General features: G+C 62.8%; 15 protein-coding genes. 9 read left to right on the top strand and 6 right to left on the bottom strand.

The genetic code is table 11. The features are described from left to right. Window positions 1-3 precede the first annotated feature (3 nt). Genes AC097O_RS06620 through AC097O_RS06635 form a run of 4 tightly spaced genes read left to right on the top strand, consistent with a single transcriptional unit; the run spans window position 4 to window position 1937 of the window. Complete coding sequence (locus AC097O_RS06620) at window positions 4-291, top strand: type II toxin-antitoxin system CcdA family antitoxin (protein ID WP_479592040.1); 288 nt, start codon at window positions 4-6, stop codon at window positions 289-291. A gap of 3 nt (window positions 292-294) precedes the next feature. Continuing rightward, on the top strand, window positions 295-609 hold the full coding sequence (locus AC097O_RS06625) for a CcdB family protein (protein WP_479592041.1): 315 nt from the start codon (window positions 295-297) through the stop codon (window positions 607-609). Window positions 610-615: 6 nt separating this feature from the next. Continuing rightward, window positions 616-1449 carry a thymidylate synthase gene (locus AC097O_RS06630; protein ID WP_479592042.1) on the top strand — a complete coding sequence of 278 codons (834 nt, stop codon included), beginning with the start codon at window positions 616-618 and terminating at the stop codon, window positions 1447-1449. Beyond that, window positions 1446-1937, top strand: coding sequence for a dihydrofolate reductase (locus AC097O_RS06635; RefSeq protein WP_479592043.1), 492 nt, complete (start codon window positions 1446-1448; stop codon window positions 1935-1937). Before AC097O_RS06630 ends, AC097O_RS06635 begins: the two co-directional genes overlap by 4 nt. 132 nt (window positions 1938-2069) lie before the next feature. On the opposite strand, the gene AC097O_RS06640 is transcribed toward AC097O_RS06635, so the two are convergent. The 4 genes from AC097O_RS06640 to AC097O_RS06655 are packed head-to-tail and all read right to left on the bottom strand — an operon-like array spanning window position 2070 to window position 4907. Next, window positions 2070-2645 (bottom strand): BON domain-containing protein, encoded by a 576-nt coding sequence (locus AC097O_RS06640; protein ID WP_479592044.1) that lies wholly within the window; start codon window positions 2643-2645, stop codon window positions 2070-2072. Window positions 2646-2654: 9 nt separating this feature from the next. After that, the gene (locus AC097O_RS06645; RefSeq protein WP_479592045.1) at window positions 2655-3584 is read right to left on the bottom strand and encodes an OmpA family protein; all 930 of its coding nucleotides are present in this window, start codon (window positions 3582-3584) and stop codon (window positions 2655-2657) included. Window positions 3585-3597: 13 nt separating this feature from the next. Then, the gene (locus tag AC097O_RS06650; RefSeq protein WP_479592046.1) at window positions 3598-3975 is read right to left on the bottom strand and encodes a DUF4398 domain-containing protein; all 378 of its coding nucleotides are present in this window, start codon (window positions 3973-3975) and stop codon (window positions 3598-3600) included. A gap of 53 nt (window positions 3976-4028) precedes the next feature. Beyond that, window positions 4029-4907, bottom strand: coding sequence for a transglutaminase-like domain-containing protein (locus AC097O_RS06655; protein WP_479592047.1), 879 nt, complete (start codon window positions 4905-4907; stop codon window positions 4029-4031). 529 nt (window positions 4908-5436) lie between these two features. On the opposite strand from AC097O_RS06655, the gene AC097O_RS06660 reads away from it, so the two are divergent. From AC097O_RS06660 to AC097O_RS06680, 5 genes are all read left to right on the top strand, one after another. Continuing rightward, entirely contained in the window at window positions 5437-9579 is a 4143-nt protein-coding gene (locus AC097O_RS06660) for a PAS domain-containing protein (RefSeq protein ID WP_479592048.1), read from the top strand. Beyond that, on the top strand, window positions 9576-10604 hold the full coding sequence (locus AC097O_RS06665) for a response regulator (RefSeq protein ID WP_479592049.1): 1029 nt from the start codon (window positions 9576-9578) through the stop codon (window positions 10602-10604). The genes AC097O_RS06660 and AC097O_RS06665 overlap by 4 nt, the downstream gene beginning before the upstream one ends. A 69-nt stretch (window positions 10605-10673) precedes the next feature. Further along, window positions 10674-11582, top strand: coding sequence for a YihY/virulence factor BrkB family protein (locus AC097O_RS06670; protein ID WP_479592050.1), 909 nt, complete (start codon window positions 10674-10676; stop codon window positions 11580-11582). Window positions 11583-11672: 90 nt separating this feature from the next. Then, a complete protein-coding gene (locus tag AC097O_RS06675; protein ID WP_479592051.1) occupies window positions 11673-12134 on the top strand; it encodes a DUF4864 domain-containing protein in 462 nt (153 codons plus the stop codon). Between the two features lie 93 nt (window positions 12135-12227). Further along, window positions 12228-13619: an 8-oxoguanine deaminase gene (locus AC097O_RS06680; protein ID WP_479592052.1), complete on the top strand. Its 1392-nt coding sequence runs from the start codon at window positions 12228-12230 to the stop codon at window positions 13617-13619. Between the two features lie 235 nt (window positions 13620-13854). Here AC097O_RS06680 and AC097O_RS06685 read toward each other — a convergent pair whose 3' ends face one another. Together AC097O_RS06685 and AC097O_RS06690 are read right to left on the bottom strand one after the other, a co-directional pair. Further along, window positions 13855-14013 (bottom strand): hypothetical protein, encoded by a 159-nt coding sequence (locus AC097O_RS06685; RefSeq protein WP_479592053.1) that lies wholly within the window; start codon window positions 14011-14013, stop codon window positions 13855-13857. Between the two features lie 104 nt (window positions 14014-14117). Beyond that, entirely contained in the window at window positions 14118-14879 is a 762-nt protein-coding gene (locus AC097O_RS06690) for a substrate-binding periplasmic protein (RefSeq protein WP_479592054.1), read from the bottom strand. Window positions 14880-15029: the final 150 nt, after the last annotated feature.

Consider the following 15029-nt stretch of genomic DNA (forward strand, 5'->3'; position numbering starts at 1 on the left):
GCCATGTTGGATCTCGCTGTAGCCCCCAAAAAAGCCACCAACCTCACGCTCAACACCAAGACGCTGGAAATGGCCCGCAGCCTGGGTATCAACGTCTCGCAAACCGTCGATGCGCTGCTGGCCGCCGAGGTCAAGCGCATCTACTGGGAGCGCTGGAATGCCGAGAACAAAGAGGCCATCGACCACTACAACGCCCGCATCGCGGAAGAAGGCACCTTTGCCGAGCAGGTCAATCGCTGGCTGGCCGAGCAAGGTGAAGACGCGTCGGGCCCGGTGCAAAAAGCCGCTTGAAACATGGCGCAATTTGACGTTTACACCAACCCCATGGCCGACCAGCGGGGCCGCATTCCTTATTGGCTCGACCTGCAGTCCAACCACATTGGGCAAATCCATTCGCGCGTCATCATCCCGCTGCGCAGCCTGCACGCCATGGGGCCGCGCATCGAAGGCTTGCAGCCCTTGGTGACGGTGGCCGGGCAAAGCCTGTGCGCTGACGTACCCGCCATCGCCTCCTTCCCCGCCCGCCTGCTAAAGAACCCCGTGACCTGCATCGATGCCCAGCGCCATGATCTGGTCGCGGCATTGGACTATTTGATTTCTGGATACTGAACCCTGATGACCACCCGCCCCGTCCGCTCCCAATACGAAGATTTCATGCGCCTGGTGCACACCACCGGCACCGCCAAAACCGACCGCACCGGCACCGGCACGCGCAGCGTTTTCGGCCACCAGATGCGCTTTGATCTGAACGAAGGCTTTCCGCTGGTCACCACCAAGAAAGTCCACCTGCGCTCCATCATCCAGGAGCTGCTGTGGTTCCTCACGGGCAGCAGCGACAACAACTGGCTCAAAGAGCGCGGCGTGAGCATCTGGGACGAATGGGCGCGTGCAGACGGCAGCCTGGGCCCGGTGTACGGCGTGCAGTGGCGCAGTTGGCCCACGCCCGACGGCGGCCACATCGACCAGATTGCAGAAGTCATCAAGACGCTGAAAACCAACCCCGACAGCCGCCGCATCATTGTCAGCGCCTGGAACGTGGCCGAGCTGGACAAGATGGCGCTGATGCCCTGCCATGCCTTCTTCCAGTTCTACGTGGCGCCATCGGAGGTGGCTGGTCAGCCAGGCAAACTGAGCTGCCAGCTGTACCAGCGCAGCGCCGACATCTTTTTGGGCGTGCCCTTCAACATCGCCAGCTACGCCCTGCTCACCCACATGGTGGCGCAACAGTGCGACCTGGAGGTAGGCGATTTCATCTGGACCGGGGGCGACTGCCATATCTACAGCAACCACGTGGACCAGGTGAACGAGCAGCTCAGCCGCGCGCCCTACCCCTACCCGACGCTGCATATTAAACGCAAACCGGCCGACATCTTCAGCTACGCATTCGACGACTTCGAGGTGCTGGACTACCAATGCCACCCGGCCATCAAAGCCCCGGTGGCGGTATGACGCGCTTGCACCTGATCTTCGCCCGCGCCGCCAACGGCGTGATTGGCGTACGCGGCACCCTGCCCTGGCACCTGCCGGAGGACATGGCGCACTTCAAGCGCACCACGCTGGGCTGTCCGGTCATCATGGGGCGCAAAACCTGGGACTCGCTGCCCGCGCGGTTTCGGCCTCTGCCGGGGCGCTTGAACATTGTGGTGACGCGGCAAACGGATTGGCAAGCCGAAGGTGCTGTACGCGCCGGGTCGATTGCCGAGGCGGCGGCGCTGTGCCCGGCGGACGGCGATGCCTGGGTGATCGGCGGGGCCGAGATTTATGCCCAGGCGCTGCCGTTGGCACAGTCGGCAGTGGTCACCGAGATCGCGGCAGACTTTGACGGCGATGCCTTCGCCCCCCGCTTCGGCCCGGAGTGGGTAGAGGCCAGCCGCGAGGTGCACACCAGCAGCACCGGACTGGGCTACAGCTTCGTGCATTACCTGCGGCAAAGCTGAATACTATATTTTTGATAGCTTCTCGTGCTTATATAACAAGCGCGGAGGGCCTAAAAAGCACGTAAAAAAGCCGTCCGAGGCATTCTCCAGGGACGGCAAGGATGGAGGTCGCCGCAACGCCCTCCAATTCGGTTACTTCTTCACGCTGAGCTCGTTGCCCACGCTCTTCACGTCCTGGGTGGCCTGAACGATTTCCAGGGCTTTGTCGATCTGCCCCTGGTTGTCTACAAAGCCGCTGAGCTGCACCACGCCCTGGCGGGTCACCACCGCGATGTCCAGGCTTTTAACGCTGGCATCGTTGAGCAGTGCGGCCTTGACGCGGGCCGTGACGATGCTGTCATCCACCTTGGTACCCACGGTGGTGTCGGCCACTTTCAGGGCCATCTTGTTGTCGACGCTTTTCACGCCGGCCACGGCCTGGGCCACGGCGGTGGCGCGCTCGATCTGCGCCTGGCTGTCCACAAAGCCGCTGAGCATGACCTCGCCCTTGCGGGTTTCGACCTTGACGTCCAGGCTTTTCACTTCGGAATCGGCCAGCAAGGCCGTCTTGACCGTGGTGGTCAGCACGGTGTCGTCGATCTCGGTGCCGACGGTGGTAGGTGCAGGTGTGGCCACGGTTTCCGCAGGCTTGCTGCAGGCGACGATGGACAGGGCCAGCGCGCTCAGCACGGCCATGGCGGCAAAACGTTCAAAAGGTGTTTTTTGCATGTGTTTCTCCTAGCGTTGGATGGTTTTGCCGGTGTCGTCCGACAGGACGATCTCGACACGGCGGTTCATCTGGCGGCTTTGGGCCGTGTCGTTGCCTGCCACGGGGTGGGCTGCGCCGTAGCCGCGGGTGGCGATGCGGTCATTGCCAATGCCCATGCCGGCCAGGGCGGTGCGCACGGCACCGGCGCGGCGGTCGGACAGCTCCAGGTTATGGGCGCTGCCGCCGGTGCTATCGGTAAAGCCCTCCACCAGCACCTTGCGCTGCGGGTTTTGCTGCAGCACGTCGGCCAGCTTCTGGGCCGTGCGCATGCCGTCCGGGGTCAGGCGGGCCTGGTCGGTGCCAAACAGCACGTCGCCCAGGGTGATGACCATGCCGCGTTCGGTCTTTTTGGCGGCCAGGTCGGCCAGTTGGGCTTCGAGCTGCGCGTTGCGCGCCTGGGCTTCGGTTGCGACGCGGCGGGCCTCGTCATTGCTGCGCTGCGCTTCGGCGGCCTTGCGCTGGGCATCTGCCGCATCGCCCTGGGCGACCATCGCGTCCTGCTGGGCCGCTACGGCCTTGGCCTTGGCGGCGTCGGCCTCGTTGGAGCGCTGTTGCAGGCGCAACTGGTCGCTTTCCTTGCCGGTGCGCAGCACTTCGGCTTCGGCAAACTTCTGCTGGGCCACCTGTTGGGTCAGCGCAATTTTTTGCTTGGCCAGGTAGGCCAGCTCGTCCACCTTGGCGGGCTTGTCCTTGTCGTTGGCGGATGCATCGGCGCGGGCCAGGGCCTCACCGGCTTGCTTGAGTTCCAGCGGGGCGTAGCGGTTCACGTTGGGGCTGGCCTGGGCCATGCGGTAGTCGCTGCGGGTCTGGTCCAGCAGCGTGGTGCTGGTGGGCAGGGAGCTGCAGGCACCCAACAGGACGGCAACGGCTAAGGCAAGGGGGGTGTAGAGGTTTTTCATTTTTTATCCTGAATTAGTTGGTCTTGCTGGCGCGGTCGAGCTCTTCGCGCAGAACCCGCAGGTTGTCTTGCAGCGCGTCTGCCGCGGCCTGGGCTTTGGCGTTGTTGGCCTTGCCCTGGGCCAACTTGGCATCGGCCTGGGCTTCGGTGGCCAGGGTGGCGGCCAGCTTGTAGTCCTTATTGGCCATGGCCTTGTTGGCGGCGGCCATCTTGGTGCGGGCCGAATCCATCTCCAGCGGGGCAAATTCCGGCCCGCCAGCGCCCACGGCGCTGTCTACCGCGGCCTTGGACACGGCCACTTCGGCGGTGGCGGGGGTTTTCATGCTGCTGCAGCCCACCAGCAATGCGAGTGCGGTGGCGCTCAAGGCCAAGGCCCATGTGTTTGTAGTCATAAAGTCTCCTGTGAAAAAGCGGAAAGACCTGCGCGCAGCGCGGGCCCTGAAAATCAAAAAGCCTGGGTTTGCCCGTCGGTAGACAGGCCGTATGGCACCTGGACGGGCTGCACCAGCACGCCCTCGGCATTGGCAATGGCCTCGATCTGTACCGTGGGCGCAGAGCCGGTCACGCCGCCAAACAGGGTGGCAAAGGCGGTATCGGCGGCATCGCGGCCCGTGCCCAGGCGCACAAAGCCCATGGGGATGGCGACCCCCGAGGCATCAAAGATGTACCAGCGGTCACCCAGGAACACTTCCACATAGGCGTGAAAGTCTGGGGGGCCCAGGGCCGGGTCGGCTCCAAAGTCGATGCCCGAGGCAAAGCGGGCCGGGATGTTGACAGCGCGGCACAGCGCGATCATCAGGTGGGCAAAGTCGCGGCACACGCCAACCCGGTCTACCAGGGTGTCGATGGCCGTGGTGTTGCCGTTGGAGCTGTTGGACTGGAAGCTCACCCGGCTGGTCACCCAGTCGTGGATGGCCTGTACCCGGCTGTAGCCCTGCGGCAAATGGCCAAATTCCTTCACCGCCAGCCGGTGCAGGCGGTCAGACGGGCAATAGCGGCTGGGGTACAGATAGGGCAGCACGGCCCCGGGCAGGTTGGCCACCGGCGCTTCCAGAATGCTCTCGGGCGGAGCGGTGAAATGCGCCAGGTCCACGATGGCACCGTAGTGCACGGCCAGCGGGCCCGCAGCAGCATGGAAGCGCAGAAAACGGGTGTGGGTGACCGGGTCGGTATAGATGTTCGACTGCACCGGCTGGCTGATCTGCAGCAGCTCGTTCACCACGGTCTGGTGCGGTGTTTGGGCGGCGTGGATGCTGAAGACGAAATCGCAGCCGGGGGCGGCGATGTCGTAGTTCAGACCTATCGAAAACTTCAATCTAACCATGTCGGGGTCCTGGGGTGGAGCGCTAACTCCAAGGTGAATCTGGATATACAGCCAGTGTAGAAATGCCCCCTCGCCCTGCCCAGCGGACACCCGCGCGACCCGCAGTAGGACGCGGTCGCGCCCCGGCACCCGCCATCCTCCTACAAGCCACAGGGTGGAAATAGGGCTGGAACCGGCCCGCCGGCACGGGTGTCGGTGTTGGTAGCGCACGACAACCAGCCCGGCTGCATGCACCGCACGGTGCCCGCTGCGCACCCACACCGGCCATCCGGCAAATGCTATGTTTTTGATAGCAATGTCGGCTTGGCGGACGCGTTCCAGATGCCAAAAAGCATCCAAATGAAAGATGCAGCCAATGAATGGCAGAAGCGTTTCCGTTAGTAAGCAGAACTTTGCATACACGCATCTCTTACACCAACCCACAGTTCTATTTCCGGGGAATGTGCTAGCCAATTGCCCACTCTGGGCGCAGAATATTTCGTATACCGTGCGAATTGTGAGACTCATTCGCAAACAAAATACACTTTGCATGCCGTTATTATTTTCCCCGCCGCCCAGCTCTGCCCTGCTTTTGCAGGGCAGCCACGGCTTTTGGCTCGTCGCACTGTCGGCGGGCATCGCCATCTTTACCGCCTGCATGGCGCTGCACATTGCCGGTATCGCACGCGCTTTGACAGAGCCCTTGCACCGCCATCTGGCGCTGCTGGCAGGTGCGGTGGCCATGGGCGGTGGCATGTGGGCCACGCATTTCGTCGGCATGCTGGGGTTTGACCTGGGCACGCCGGTGCAGTACCACCTGGGCTATTCCCTGTTGTCGCTGCTGCCCGCATTGCTGGCATCGTGGCTGGCGCTGTTCCTGCTGGCGCTCACCCGGATCGGCTCCCGGCATATCGGGCTGGCCGGGGTGCTGCTGGGCTGCGGCATGGCGGCGGTGGTCTATGGCGGCATGGCATCGATGCAGATGCTGCCCCAGCGGCATTACGACCTGGGCGGGTTGCTGCTGTCCCTGGCCCTGGCCATCCTGCTGTCCATACTGGCGCTTTGGATACGGTTTGGTTTGCGCGACATGCTGGGCCAGGGCAAGTACGCGGCAGGCCATACCATTGTGCTCAGCGGCACCGTGCTGGCGGTGGCCGCCGTGGGCATGCATTACCTGGGCCTGGCCGCGACGCAGTTCAGCGTGGTGCAGGGCTTTGTGCCCGAGGCAGTCGACCAAGGCGCACGTACCAACGCGCTGAAAATCGCCCTCGTCACCGTGCTGGGGACCATCGTGGTCGCCGTCACCAGCAACCTGCTGCTGCGGTACCGTTCGGCTTTCCAGCAGATGGTGGCCAGCGAATCCCAGTACGCATCGCTGTTGCTCAACATCCCCGGCCTGGCCTACCGCCGCCGGCTGGATACCCGCGCACTGGTGTTCGTCAGCGACGGTGCCCTGGCCATCACCGGCTGGTCGGCGCAGGAGTGCATGGCCGATGGGCACGACTTCTGGGACCAGATCCATCCCGAGGACACCGCCTACGTCCAGCAAGGCATCCGCCGGGCCCAGACCCAGCACACCAGCTACGAAATGGAATACCGGCTGGTGCACCGCGATGGCAGCCTGCACTGGGTGATGTCGCGCGGCAGCGTGGTCCTCGATACCCACGGCACCCCGCTTTGGCTGGACGGCCTGCTGACGGACATCACCCAGCGCAAAACCATAGAGCAGGCGCTGCACGCCAGCGAATCGCAATACCGTTCCTTGCTGCTGCACATCCCCGGCCTGGCGTTTCGCCGCGAGTTGGAGGGCGCACGGCGCGTCGTGTTTGTCAGCGATGGCGTGCTGGCGCTGACCGGCTGGACCGCCCCGGAATTTCTGGCACTGCACCATAATTTGCTCGACTACATCCACCCCGACGACCGGTCGCAGATAGAAGCCAGCGTCAGCGCCCATCGGACTGCGGGCACGACTTACGAGAGTGAGCACCGCATGGTGCACCGCGACGGCAGCATCCGCTGGGTACTGGCGCGGGGCCGGGTGGTGCATGACGACGGCGGCACGCCACGCTGGTATGACGGCCTGCTGACCGACATCACCGCACGCAAATCGGTGGAACAGGCGCTCAACGCCAGCCAGCGGCAGATACAGACCATGACGCACAGCATTCCGGGTGTGGTGCTACGGGCTGTGGCCGACGACCATTGGAACATCCACTACATGAGCGATGCCATGGCGACCATCAGCGGGTGGCCTGCGTCCGCCTTCGTCGCTGGCGAGCTTTCGCTACCGCTGCTCACCCACCCGGACGACCTGCCCAATGTCCTGACCCATCTGGAAAACGCCCTTGCCGAGCACACCACCTACGACGTGGAGCACCGCCTGCTGCACCGCGACGGGCACTATGTGTGGGTGTGGGCGCGCGGCGTGGCCTCTTACGACGCGCAGGGCAAGCCGCTGTGGGTGGACGGCCTCATCATGGACATCTCCAAACGCAAGATGGTCGAGAGTGCCCTGGAGGCCAGCCAGGCGCAAATCACCTCGCTGATCCGCAGCCTGCCCGGCATCGCCTTGCGGGTCATCATCAAGGACGACTGGCCCGTGCAGTTCATCAGCGATGCGGTAGAGGCCTTCACCGGTTATCCGGCGCTGGCATTTGTGCACGGCGACCTCAATATCGCCACCCTGGTGCATCCCGACGATCTGGCAATGCTGTTGCCCAGCGTGGCCCAGGCGGTGGCCGACCGCACCACCTACTCCATTGAATACCGTCTGCGCTACCACGACGGCAGCTACCGCTGGGTATGGGGCCGGGGCACGGCCGCCTATGACGCACAAGGCCAGCCGCTGTGGTTCGATTCCTTCATCATGGACATCCACGAGCGCCACACCATGGAGGCCGAGCTGCGCGAGGCCCACCGGCTGGCCGAAATCGCGGTGCAGTCCAAAACCAGCTTCCTGGCCAACATGAGCCACGAGATCCGCACCCCGATGAACGCCATCATCGGCTTCACCGAGCTGCTGCTGGGCACCGACCTGGGCCAGTTGCAGCGCCGCCACATGACCACGGTGCGGCAATCGGCCCGCTCGTTGCTGGGGCTGCTCAACGACATTCTGGATACCGCCAAGCTGGAGAAAGGTGCGGTGGAGCTGGAGCACAAGGACTTCTCCCTCAAGGCCCTGGTCACCGAGGCCGCCGATGCCCAGCGCCTCACAGCCGAAAACAAGGGCCTGGACCTGGAGGTGCACTACGCGCCCTCCATGCCCGAGTTCTTCCGGGGCGATGCGATGCGGGTGCTGCAGGTGCTCAACAACCTGCTGGGCAATGCCGTCAAGTTCACCCAGGTGGGTTCGGTGCACGTCTCGGTCGACTCCGATCTGGGCTTGGTGCACATCGCGGTGGTAGACACCGGCATCGGCATCGCCGAGGACCGCATCGACAAGATCTTCGACCCGTTTGCGCAGGCCGATGCATCCATGAGCCGGCGCTTTGGCGGCACCGGCCTGGGCACCACGATTGCGCGGCAACTGGTGGAGCTGATGGCCGGGCAACTGCAGGTGGAAAGCACGCTGGGCGTGGGCAGCACCTTCCACGTGCGCCTGCCCTTGGCACCCGGCCAGCCGGTAGAGGTCGTGCACGAGATGCTGCTGTACGAACTGCCCGGCCTGCGCATTCTGGCGGTGGACGACGTGCCGCAGAACCTGGAGCTGCTGTCTCTGGCCCTGGGCCAAGTCGGGCACCGGGTGACCACGGCCGCCGGAGGGGCCGAGGCGGTGCAGACCTTCCAGGAACACGGCTTTGACGTGGTGCTGATGGACGTGCAAATGCCCGGCATGGACGGACTGGAAGCCACCCGCCGCATCCGCCAGCTGGAGCTGGACCGCAAGCTGCGCCCTACCCCCATCGTGGCGCTGACGGCCAGCGTCATGGAAGAGGACCGCCGGGCCACGGCCGCGGTGGGTATGAATGGCTTTGCCAGCAAACCGATCCACCTGCCGGAGCTGGCTGCCGAAATCGCCCGCGTCATGGGCATCCAGCTGCCCGATGCCGAAGGTGCCACCACCCAGGCCATCCGGCACGACCACAGCAGCCCCCCGGCCATCGACTGGGAGCGGGGTACCGACCTGTGGGGCAACGGTGCCACGCTGACCAAGGCCATCCGCAGCTTCCTGGAAGACAACCACGCAGTCCTCACGCAAATGGCGGCCTTGCTGCGGCGCAAAGACCTTGAAGCCACCCGCTACCTGGCCCACCGGCTGCGCGGGGCAGCCGGCAACCTGTGCCTGCCCACCCTGGCGCACAGTGCCCACGTGCTGGAAGATATCCTGCCCTCCGCGCAGCCCGAACAGGCCCGTCTGGCGCTGGAAGACGTTTCGGCCGCCATGGCCGCCGTGGACATGGCCTTGAACGACGGCGATACGGAACCCGCTCCTTTGTACGCGGCCCCCACGCCGCCGGTGCCACCGGCACACCTCCATCGGCTGGTCCATAGCGTGCTGCGCGCCACCCGGCACAACACCCTGGACGAAGCCGCGCAGGAGCAGTTGGGCCGGGCCATGCGCAGTACCGGACGGGGCCCACGCATGGCAGCCCTGGAATCGGCCCTGACGGCCTTTGAATTCACCACCGCGCAGCAGCTGCTCGTTGCTCTGCTCTCAGAACTTGCCCCCCTTGCCGAGGAACCCACACCATGACCGCCTCTGCAAACAACCGTCCCAAAATTCTGGCGGTCGACGACGAAGCCACCAACCTGCAGGTGCTGCGCCATGTGCTGCAAGACGACTACCAGCTGATGTTTGCCAAAGACGGCCCCAAGGCCCTGGAACTCGCCCGCACCGAGCATCCCGACCTGGTGCTGCTGGACATCATGATGCCCGGCATGACCGGCTACGAGGTCTGCGAAGCCCTGAAACGCGATGCCCCCACCCGGCATATTCCGGTGATCTTCGTCACCGCACTCAGCGACACCGACGACGAAGCCAGGGGCTTTGACGTGGGCGGGGTGGACTACCTCACCAAACCGGTCAGCCCGGCCATCGTCAAAGCCCGGGTGCGCACCCATTTGTCGCTGGTGCAGATCGACGAGTTGCGCGAAACCCGGCTGGAAATCATCCGCCGCCTGGGCCTGGCCGCGGAATTCAAGGACAACGAAACCGGCATGCACGTCATCCGCATGAGCTACTTTTCGCGCATCCTCGGCCAGGCCGCGGGCTTGGGCCCGGCCGATGTAGAGAACCTGTTCAACGCCGCGCCCATGCACGACATCGGCAAGATCGGCATTCCCGACGCGGTGCTGCTGAAAAAAGGCGCACTCACCCCCGAGGAATGGGCCGTGATGCGCACCCACGCCCAAATCGGTGCCGACATCCTGGGCACCCACCCGCCCGGCCTGATGCAGGTGGCCAGCGAAGTCGCCATCACCCACCACGAGAAATGGGACGGCAGCGGCTACCCCCATGGCCTGGCGGGCACCGCCATCCCCATCTCGGGCCGCATCGCCGCCATTGCCGATGTGTTTGATGCCCTTACCAGCGAGCGCCCCTACAAAAACGCCTGGACAGTGGAGGCCGCGCTGGACCTGCTGCGCGCCCAAAGCGGCAAGCATTTCGACCCCACTCTGGTCACCCTGTTCGAAGCCAACCTGCCCGAGATCCTGGAGGTGAAAAACCGCTGGGCCGAAACCACCCCGCCCAAGCCGTATGTGGCCCCTACCACGTAGGCCGTATCCCACACCGCATCGTCATGGCATCCGCCAGACCACACCCACCCCGTAGGCGATGATGCAGGCATGCTTTTGAAATCCTTGAAACCCTATTGGAAACTACTCCAACAGGTCGCTAACTCCTGGGTGGACGACTACGCCCTCAGCATGGGGGCTGCGCTGGCCTACTACACCACCTTCTCGGTGGCGCCGCTGCTGCTGATCGCCATCTCGGTGGCCGGGCTGGTGTTTGGCGAGGAAGCCGCCCGCGGCGAAATCGCCGCGCAACTGCGCTCAATGATGGGTGACCAGGGTGCGGGCGCGGTACAAGAACTGCTGGCCAGCGTGCGCCAGCCCGGCGAAGGCATCGCCGCCACCTTGCTGGGCGTGGCGCTGCTGTTCATCGGTGCCGCCACGGTATTTGGGGAGTTGCAAGACGCATTGAACCGCATCTGGCGTGTACCGGCCCACAGCAAACAGGCGGGCTGGGTCGGCATGCTGCGCGCTCGGCTGCTGTCGTTTGGCATGATTTTGGCCATCGGCTTCATGCTGATGGTGTCGCTGGTGGTCAGCGCCGCCCTGGCCTATACCGAGCGCTGGCTGCAACCCATCTTTGGCAGCTGGCTGGCAGTGGCCTCCATCGTCAACGCCGTGGGCGGCTTCGTGCTGATCGCCACCATGTTTGCGCTGATCTACAAAATCATGCCCCGCGCCCGGGTGGAGTGGAAAGACGTGTGGATTGGCTCGCTCTTCACCGCGCTGCTGTTTACCGTGGGCAAATCGCTGATCGGCCTGTACGTGGGCCGCAGCGGCGTGGCATCGGCCTTTGGCGCGGCGGGCTCGCTGGTGGTGATGCTGGTGTGGGTGTACTACTCGGCGCAGATCTTTCTGGTGGGGGCCGAATTCACCTGGTGCTACGCCAACGCCTTTGGTTCGCGCAAGGACTGCGCCACGCCGCCCGGCATGGCCCTGGAAGAGCCACCACAGCGCCCGTAGTTATTGCCTGGATAACACTGGCTTTTTAGCGCGGTAGGTTGAGAATAGAACCGCCACCCGCCGCGTGGCCATTCTGAAAGGACGGTCGCCATGCACACGCTCCCCCACCCCCATTTCCACAGTGCCACCCTGTGGCGCCGGATCACCACCGCCCTGGCAGCACTGCTGCTATCGCTCTCGGCCCTGGCCGCACCGCTGAGCACCCAAGAGGTCAAAAACGTGCGCGCTGTCATCCAGGCCCAACTGGCTGCCTTTGCCGCCGACGATGCCACCAAAGCCTTCTCGTATGCCGCCCCCAACGTGCGCAAGTCGGTGGTCTCGGCCGAGCACTTCCTGGCCATGGTGCGCGGCCACTACGCGGTGGTCTACCGCCCGGCCTCGGTGGCCTTCATGCAGCCCGAGCGCGACGGTGACATGGTGGTGCAACCGGTGCAAATGTCCGATGCCGAAGGCGTGGCCTGGCTGGCCGTCTACACCCTGCAGCAGCAAAAGAACAAACAGTGGCGCATCACCGGCTGCTTTGTACAGGGCACCAACGGGCGCATGGCCTGATACTACTATTTTCATAGCTAGTAGCGCTTATTTAATAAGCGCCAGAGGCCGATTTGGCATGTAATATTCGGACCACACTCTCCGAAACATGCCATGCCCACCTTGCTGATCCACAACGCCGACTGCATCGCCACCCTGGATGCCACCCGCCGCGAGCTGCGCCAGGGCTGGGTGTTCGTGCGCGACGGCAAAATCGAATCGCTGGGCAGCGCCGCCGACCTGCCCCCGGCCCTGCTGCACAGCGCCGACGAGGTGATCAACGCCCAAGGCCACCTGGTCATCCCCGGCCTGGTCAACACCCACCACCACATGACCCAGAGCCTCACCAAGGCCATCCCCCCGGTGCAAAACGCCGAGCTGTTTGGCTGGCTGCGCGGCCTGTACCCGATCTGGGCCGGGCTCACGCCCGAGATGGTCCACGTCTCCACCCAGGTCGCCATGGCCGAGCTGCTGCTCTCAGGCTGCACCACCAGCAGCGACCACCTCTACATCTACCCCAACGGCGTGCAGCTCGACGACAGCATTGCCGCAGCAACGGACATCGGCATGCGCTTCACCGCCAGCCGCGGCAGCATGAGCGTAGGTGCCAGCCAGGGCGGCCTGCCACCCGACAGCGTGGTCGAGCGCGAGGATGCCATCCTGCACGACAGCCAGCGCCTCATCACCCGCTACAACGACACATCCTGGGGCGCGATGACCCAGGTGGCCCTGGCCCCGTGCTCCCCCTTCAGCGTCAGCCGCGACCTGATGCGCGAATCCGCCGCCCTCGCCCGCAGTCTGGGTGCCCGCCTGCACACCCACCTGGCCGAAAACGACCACGACATCGCCTACACCCGCGAAAAGTTCCACTGCACCCCCGCCGAATACGCCCAGGACCTGGGCTGGCTCGGCCCCGACGTGTGGCACGCCCACTGCGTCAAATTGGACACGGAAGGCATCAGCCTGTTTGCCGCCACCCGCACCGGCGTGGCCCACTGCCCCTGCAGCAATATGCGCCTGGCCAGCGGCATCGCCCCCATCCGCAAAATGTTGAATGCCGGTGTGCCCGTGGGCCTGGGCGTAGACGGCAGCGCCAGCAACGACGGTGCCCACATGGTCAACGAAGCCCGGCAGGCCCTGCTGCTGGCGCGCGTGGGCCGATCTTTAGAACCCTTCGGCTGCGACCACGGCCCGGCAGAAATGACCGTTCGCGACATGCTGGAAATTGCCACCCGCGGCGGCGCGCAGGTACTGGGCCGCAGCGACATCGGCCACCTCGCCCCCGGCATGTGCGCCGACCTGGCCCTGTTCGACCAGCGCACCCTGCCCTTCGCAGGCGGTGCCGTGCACGACCCCGTCGGCAGCCTGCTCCTGTGCGCCAGCGCGCAGGCGGCCTATACGGTGGTCAACGGGCGGGTGGTGGTGCGGGAGGGACAGCTGGCGACGGTGGAACTGGGGCCGCTGGTGGAGCGGCATAACCGGTTGGCGCAGGTGTTGGCGGGGTGAAGCGGGTTCTTCCGCCGTTTCGTATTTTCAGGCCATTTTTCGGGTGCCAAAATAGCCCTTTGTGCTGATGGAATGGGCGCGAGCAGCTCCTATTTTTTACTATCAAAAAAAGAGCATTCAGTACCCCAACGGTCAGGAAGCGTCCTCCGGCGCATGGCAGACGGCCTCGAAGTTGTGCCCATCGTGCCCCAATGGCGAAAGCGCCGTCGTGTCAGGCCGTTGCAAAAGGCCGTGCTTAGCAGTTGCCCTTCTTGGCTTGGCCAGGCGGGCAGAACTTTCCGCTGCCTTGGCTTTGCGACCCGGCAGGATTGACGACGACGGAGCCCGACGGTGTGTAAACCGCGCAACCCGCCATCCAAGATGCCAATACAAGGCAAGCAATCAGTGTTTTCATCGGTACGACTCTAGTAGTGTGGTGCGCGCTGCTGGCATGAGCGCATAGATTCCGTCATCGCCGCTACAGACTTTTGGCGAGAACATAACCCTCACCAAATATATTCATCTCCAGTTGGATATCTGGTATTTTTCCACCAATTTTTTCATGGTGTCCGTCTTCTTCAGCTTTCTGATGCCGTCATCCAGACTATCGGCAAGCATTTTTGCATTTTCATCGGTTCCCAGACCGCAGTAAATTGGAAACTCAAAGACCAGGCCAGCATTTTCAATTTCATTCGCAATATTTAATTTTTTTGCAAAGTATCTGACAACATTTTCATCTTCAAGATAGGCAGTAATTTTACCATCCATCAATTTCTTTAAATTTTGCTCTTGCGCTTTATCGCTGTATAACGCCTGGGCTTTTGATGGATTATTCTTTACATATTCATCAATCTCGGGAGAGTAGGTATAGCCGGTGATCAAGCCTATTTTCACCTTCTCTAGTGACTTAATACCTTCATACCTCCACTTCGTCCCCTTTTTGACAATAAAAATGTTCTTTTGGTAAGCCACGGGCTCCTTGCTAATACGTAGGTCTGGTGAACTACTGCTAATAGTGGCAGGTAAAATTTGGAATACCCCTTCAAGTACACCATCATTCACCCGTAAAAAAGGTGCATTTACATAATCCGAATCGCGTCCGTTTATTTTTAGTGCCTCACGTATTAAATCAACAGAAAAACCAGAATAATTTTTATCTTTGCTGTCACAAGTATAAGGACACCAATTATCAGAGGCCATGACCACTTTTTTTTGTTGCGCCGAAACACCATGCAGGCCTGTCAAAAAAATAACAGTCAGAAAAAAAATAATTTTTCTCATAGCCAACCCCTATTGGTTTAAAAATTAATTATCAATAAATACCACTCAAAATATTGCCAAATGCTGTACTTTTGGTCAAAGACTTCTCGGTACTGGTGTCTACCTACCAAGTGACCTGGGTCCGCTTGATTTTTAGCGTTCCCATTTTCC

It is taken from the genome of Rhodoferax sp. LS1P39 (assembly GCF_056521425.1).

What these genes read in the sequence shown, in the direction of transcription:
- AC097O_RS06620 (WP_479592040.1), top strand. Translation starts at nt 4, where the DNA reads ATGTTGGATCTCGCTGTAGCCCCCAAAAAAGCCACCAACCTCACGCTC.
- AC097O_RS06625 (WP_479592041.1), top strand. Translation starts at nt 295, where the DNA reads ATGGCGCAATTTGACGTTTACACCAACCCCATGGCCGACCAGCGGGGC.
- AC097O_RS06630 (WP_479592042.1), top strand. Translation starts at nt 616, where the DNA reads ATGACCACCCGCCCCGTCCGCTCCCAATACGAAGATTTCATGCGCCTG.
- AC097O_RS06635 (WP_479592043.1), top strand. Translation starts at nt 1,446, where the DNA reads ATGACGCGCTTGCACCTGATCTTCGCCCGCGCCGCCAACGGCGTGATT.
- AC097O_RS06640 (WP_479592044.1), bottom strand. Translation starts at nt 2,645, where the DNA reads ATGCAAAAAACACCTTTTGAACGTTTTGCCGCCATGGCCGTGCTGAGC.
- AC097O_RS06645 (WP_479592045.1), bottom strand. Translation starts at nt 3,584, where the DNA reads ATGAAAAACCTCTACACCCCCCTTGCCTTAGCCGTTGCCGTCCTGTTG.
- AC097O_RS06650 (WP_479592046.1), bottom strand. Translation starts at nt 3,975, where the DNA reads ATGACTACAAACACATGGGCCTTGGCCTTGAGCGCCACCGCACTCGCA.
- AC097O_RS06655 (WP_479592047.1), bottom strand. Translation starts at nt 4,907, where the DNA reads ATGGTTAGATTGAAGTTTTCGATAGGTCTGAACTACGACATCGCCGCC.
- AC097O_RS06660 (WP_479592048.1), top strand. Translation starts at nt 5,437, where the DNA reads ATGCCGTTATTATTTTCCCCGCCGCCCAGCTCTGCCCTGCTTTTGCAG.
- AC097O_RS06665 (WP_479592049.1), top strand. Translation starts at nt 9,576, where the DNA reads ATGACCGCCTCTGCAAACAACCGTCCCAAAATTCTGGCGGTCGACGAC.
- AC097O_RS06670 (WP_479592050.1), top strand. Translation starts at nt 10,674, where the DNA reads ATGCTTTTGAAATCCTTGAAACCCTATTGGAAACTACTCCAACAGGTC.
- AC097O_RS06675 (WP_479592051.1), top strand. Translation starts at nt 11,673, where the DNA reads ATGCACACGCTCCCCCACCCCCATTTCCACAGTGCCACCCTGTGGCGC.
- AC097O_RS06680 (WP_479592052.1), top strand. Translation starts at nt 12,228, where the DNA reads ATGCCCACCTTGCTGATCCACAACGCCGACTGCATCGCCACCCTGGAT.
- AC097O_RS06685 (WP_479592053.1), bottom strand. Translation starts at nt 14,013, where the DNA reads ATGAAAACACTGATTGCTTGCCTTGTATTGGCATCTTGGATGGCGGGT.
- AC097O_RS06690 (WP_479592054.1), bottom strand. Translation starts at nt 14,879, where the DNA reads ATGAGAAAAATTATTTTTTTTCTGACTGTTATTTTTTTGACAGGCCTG.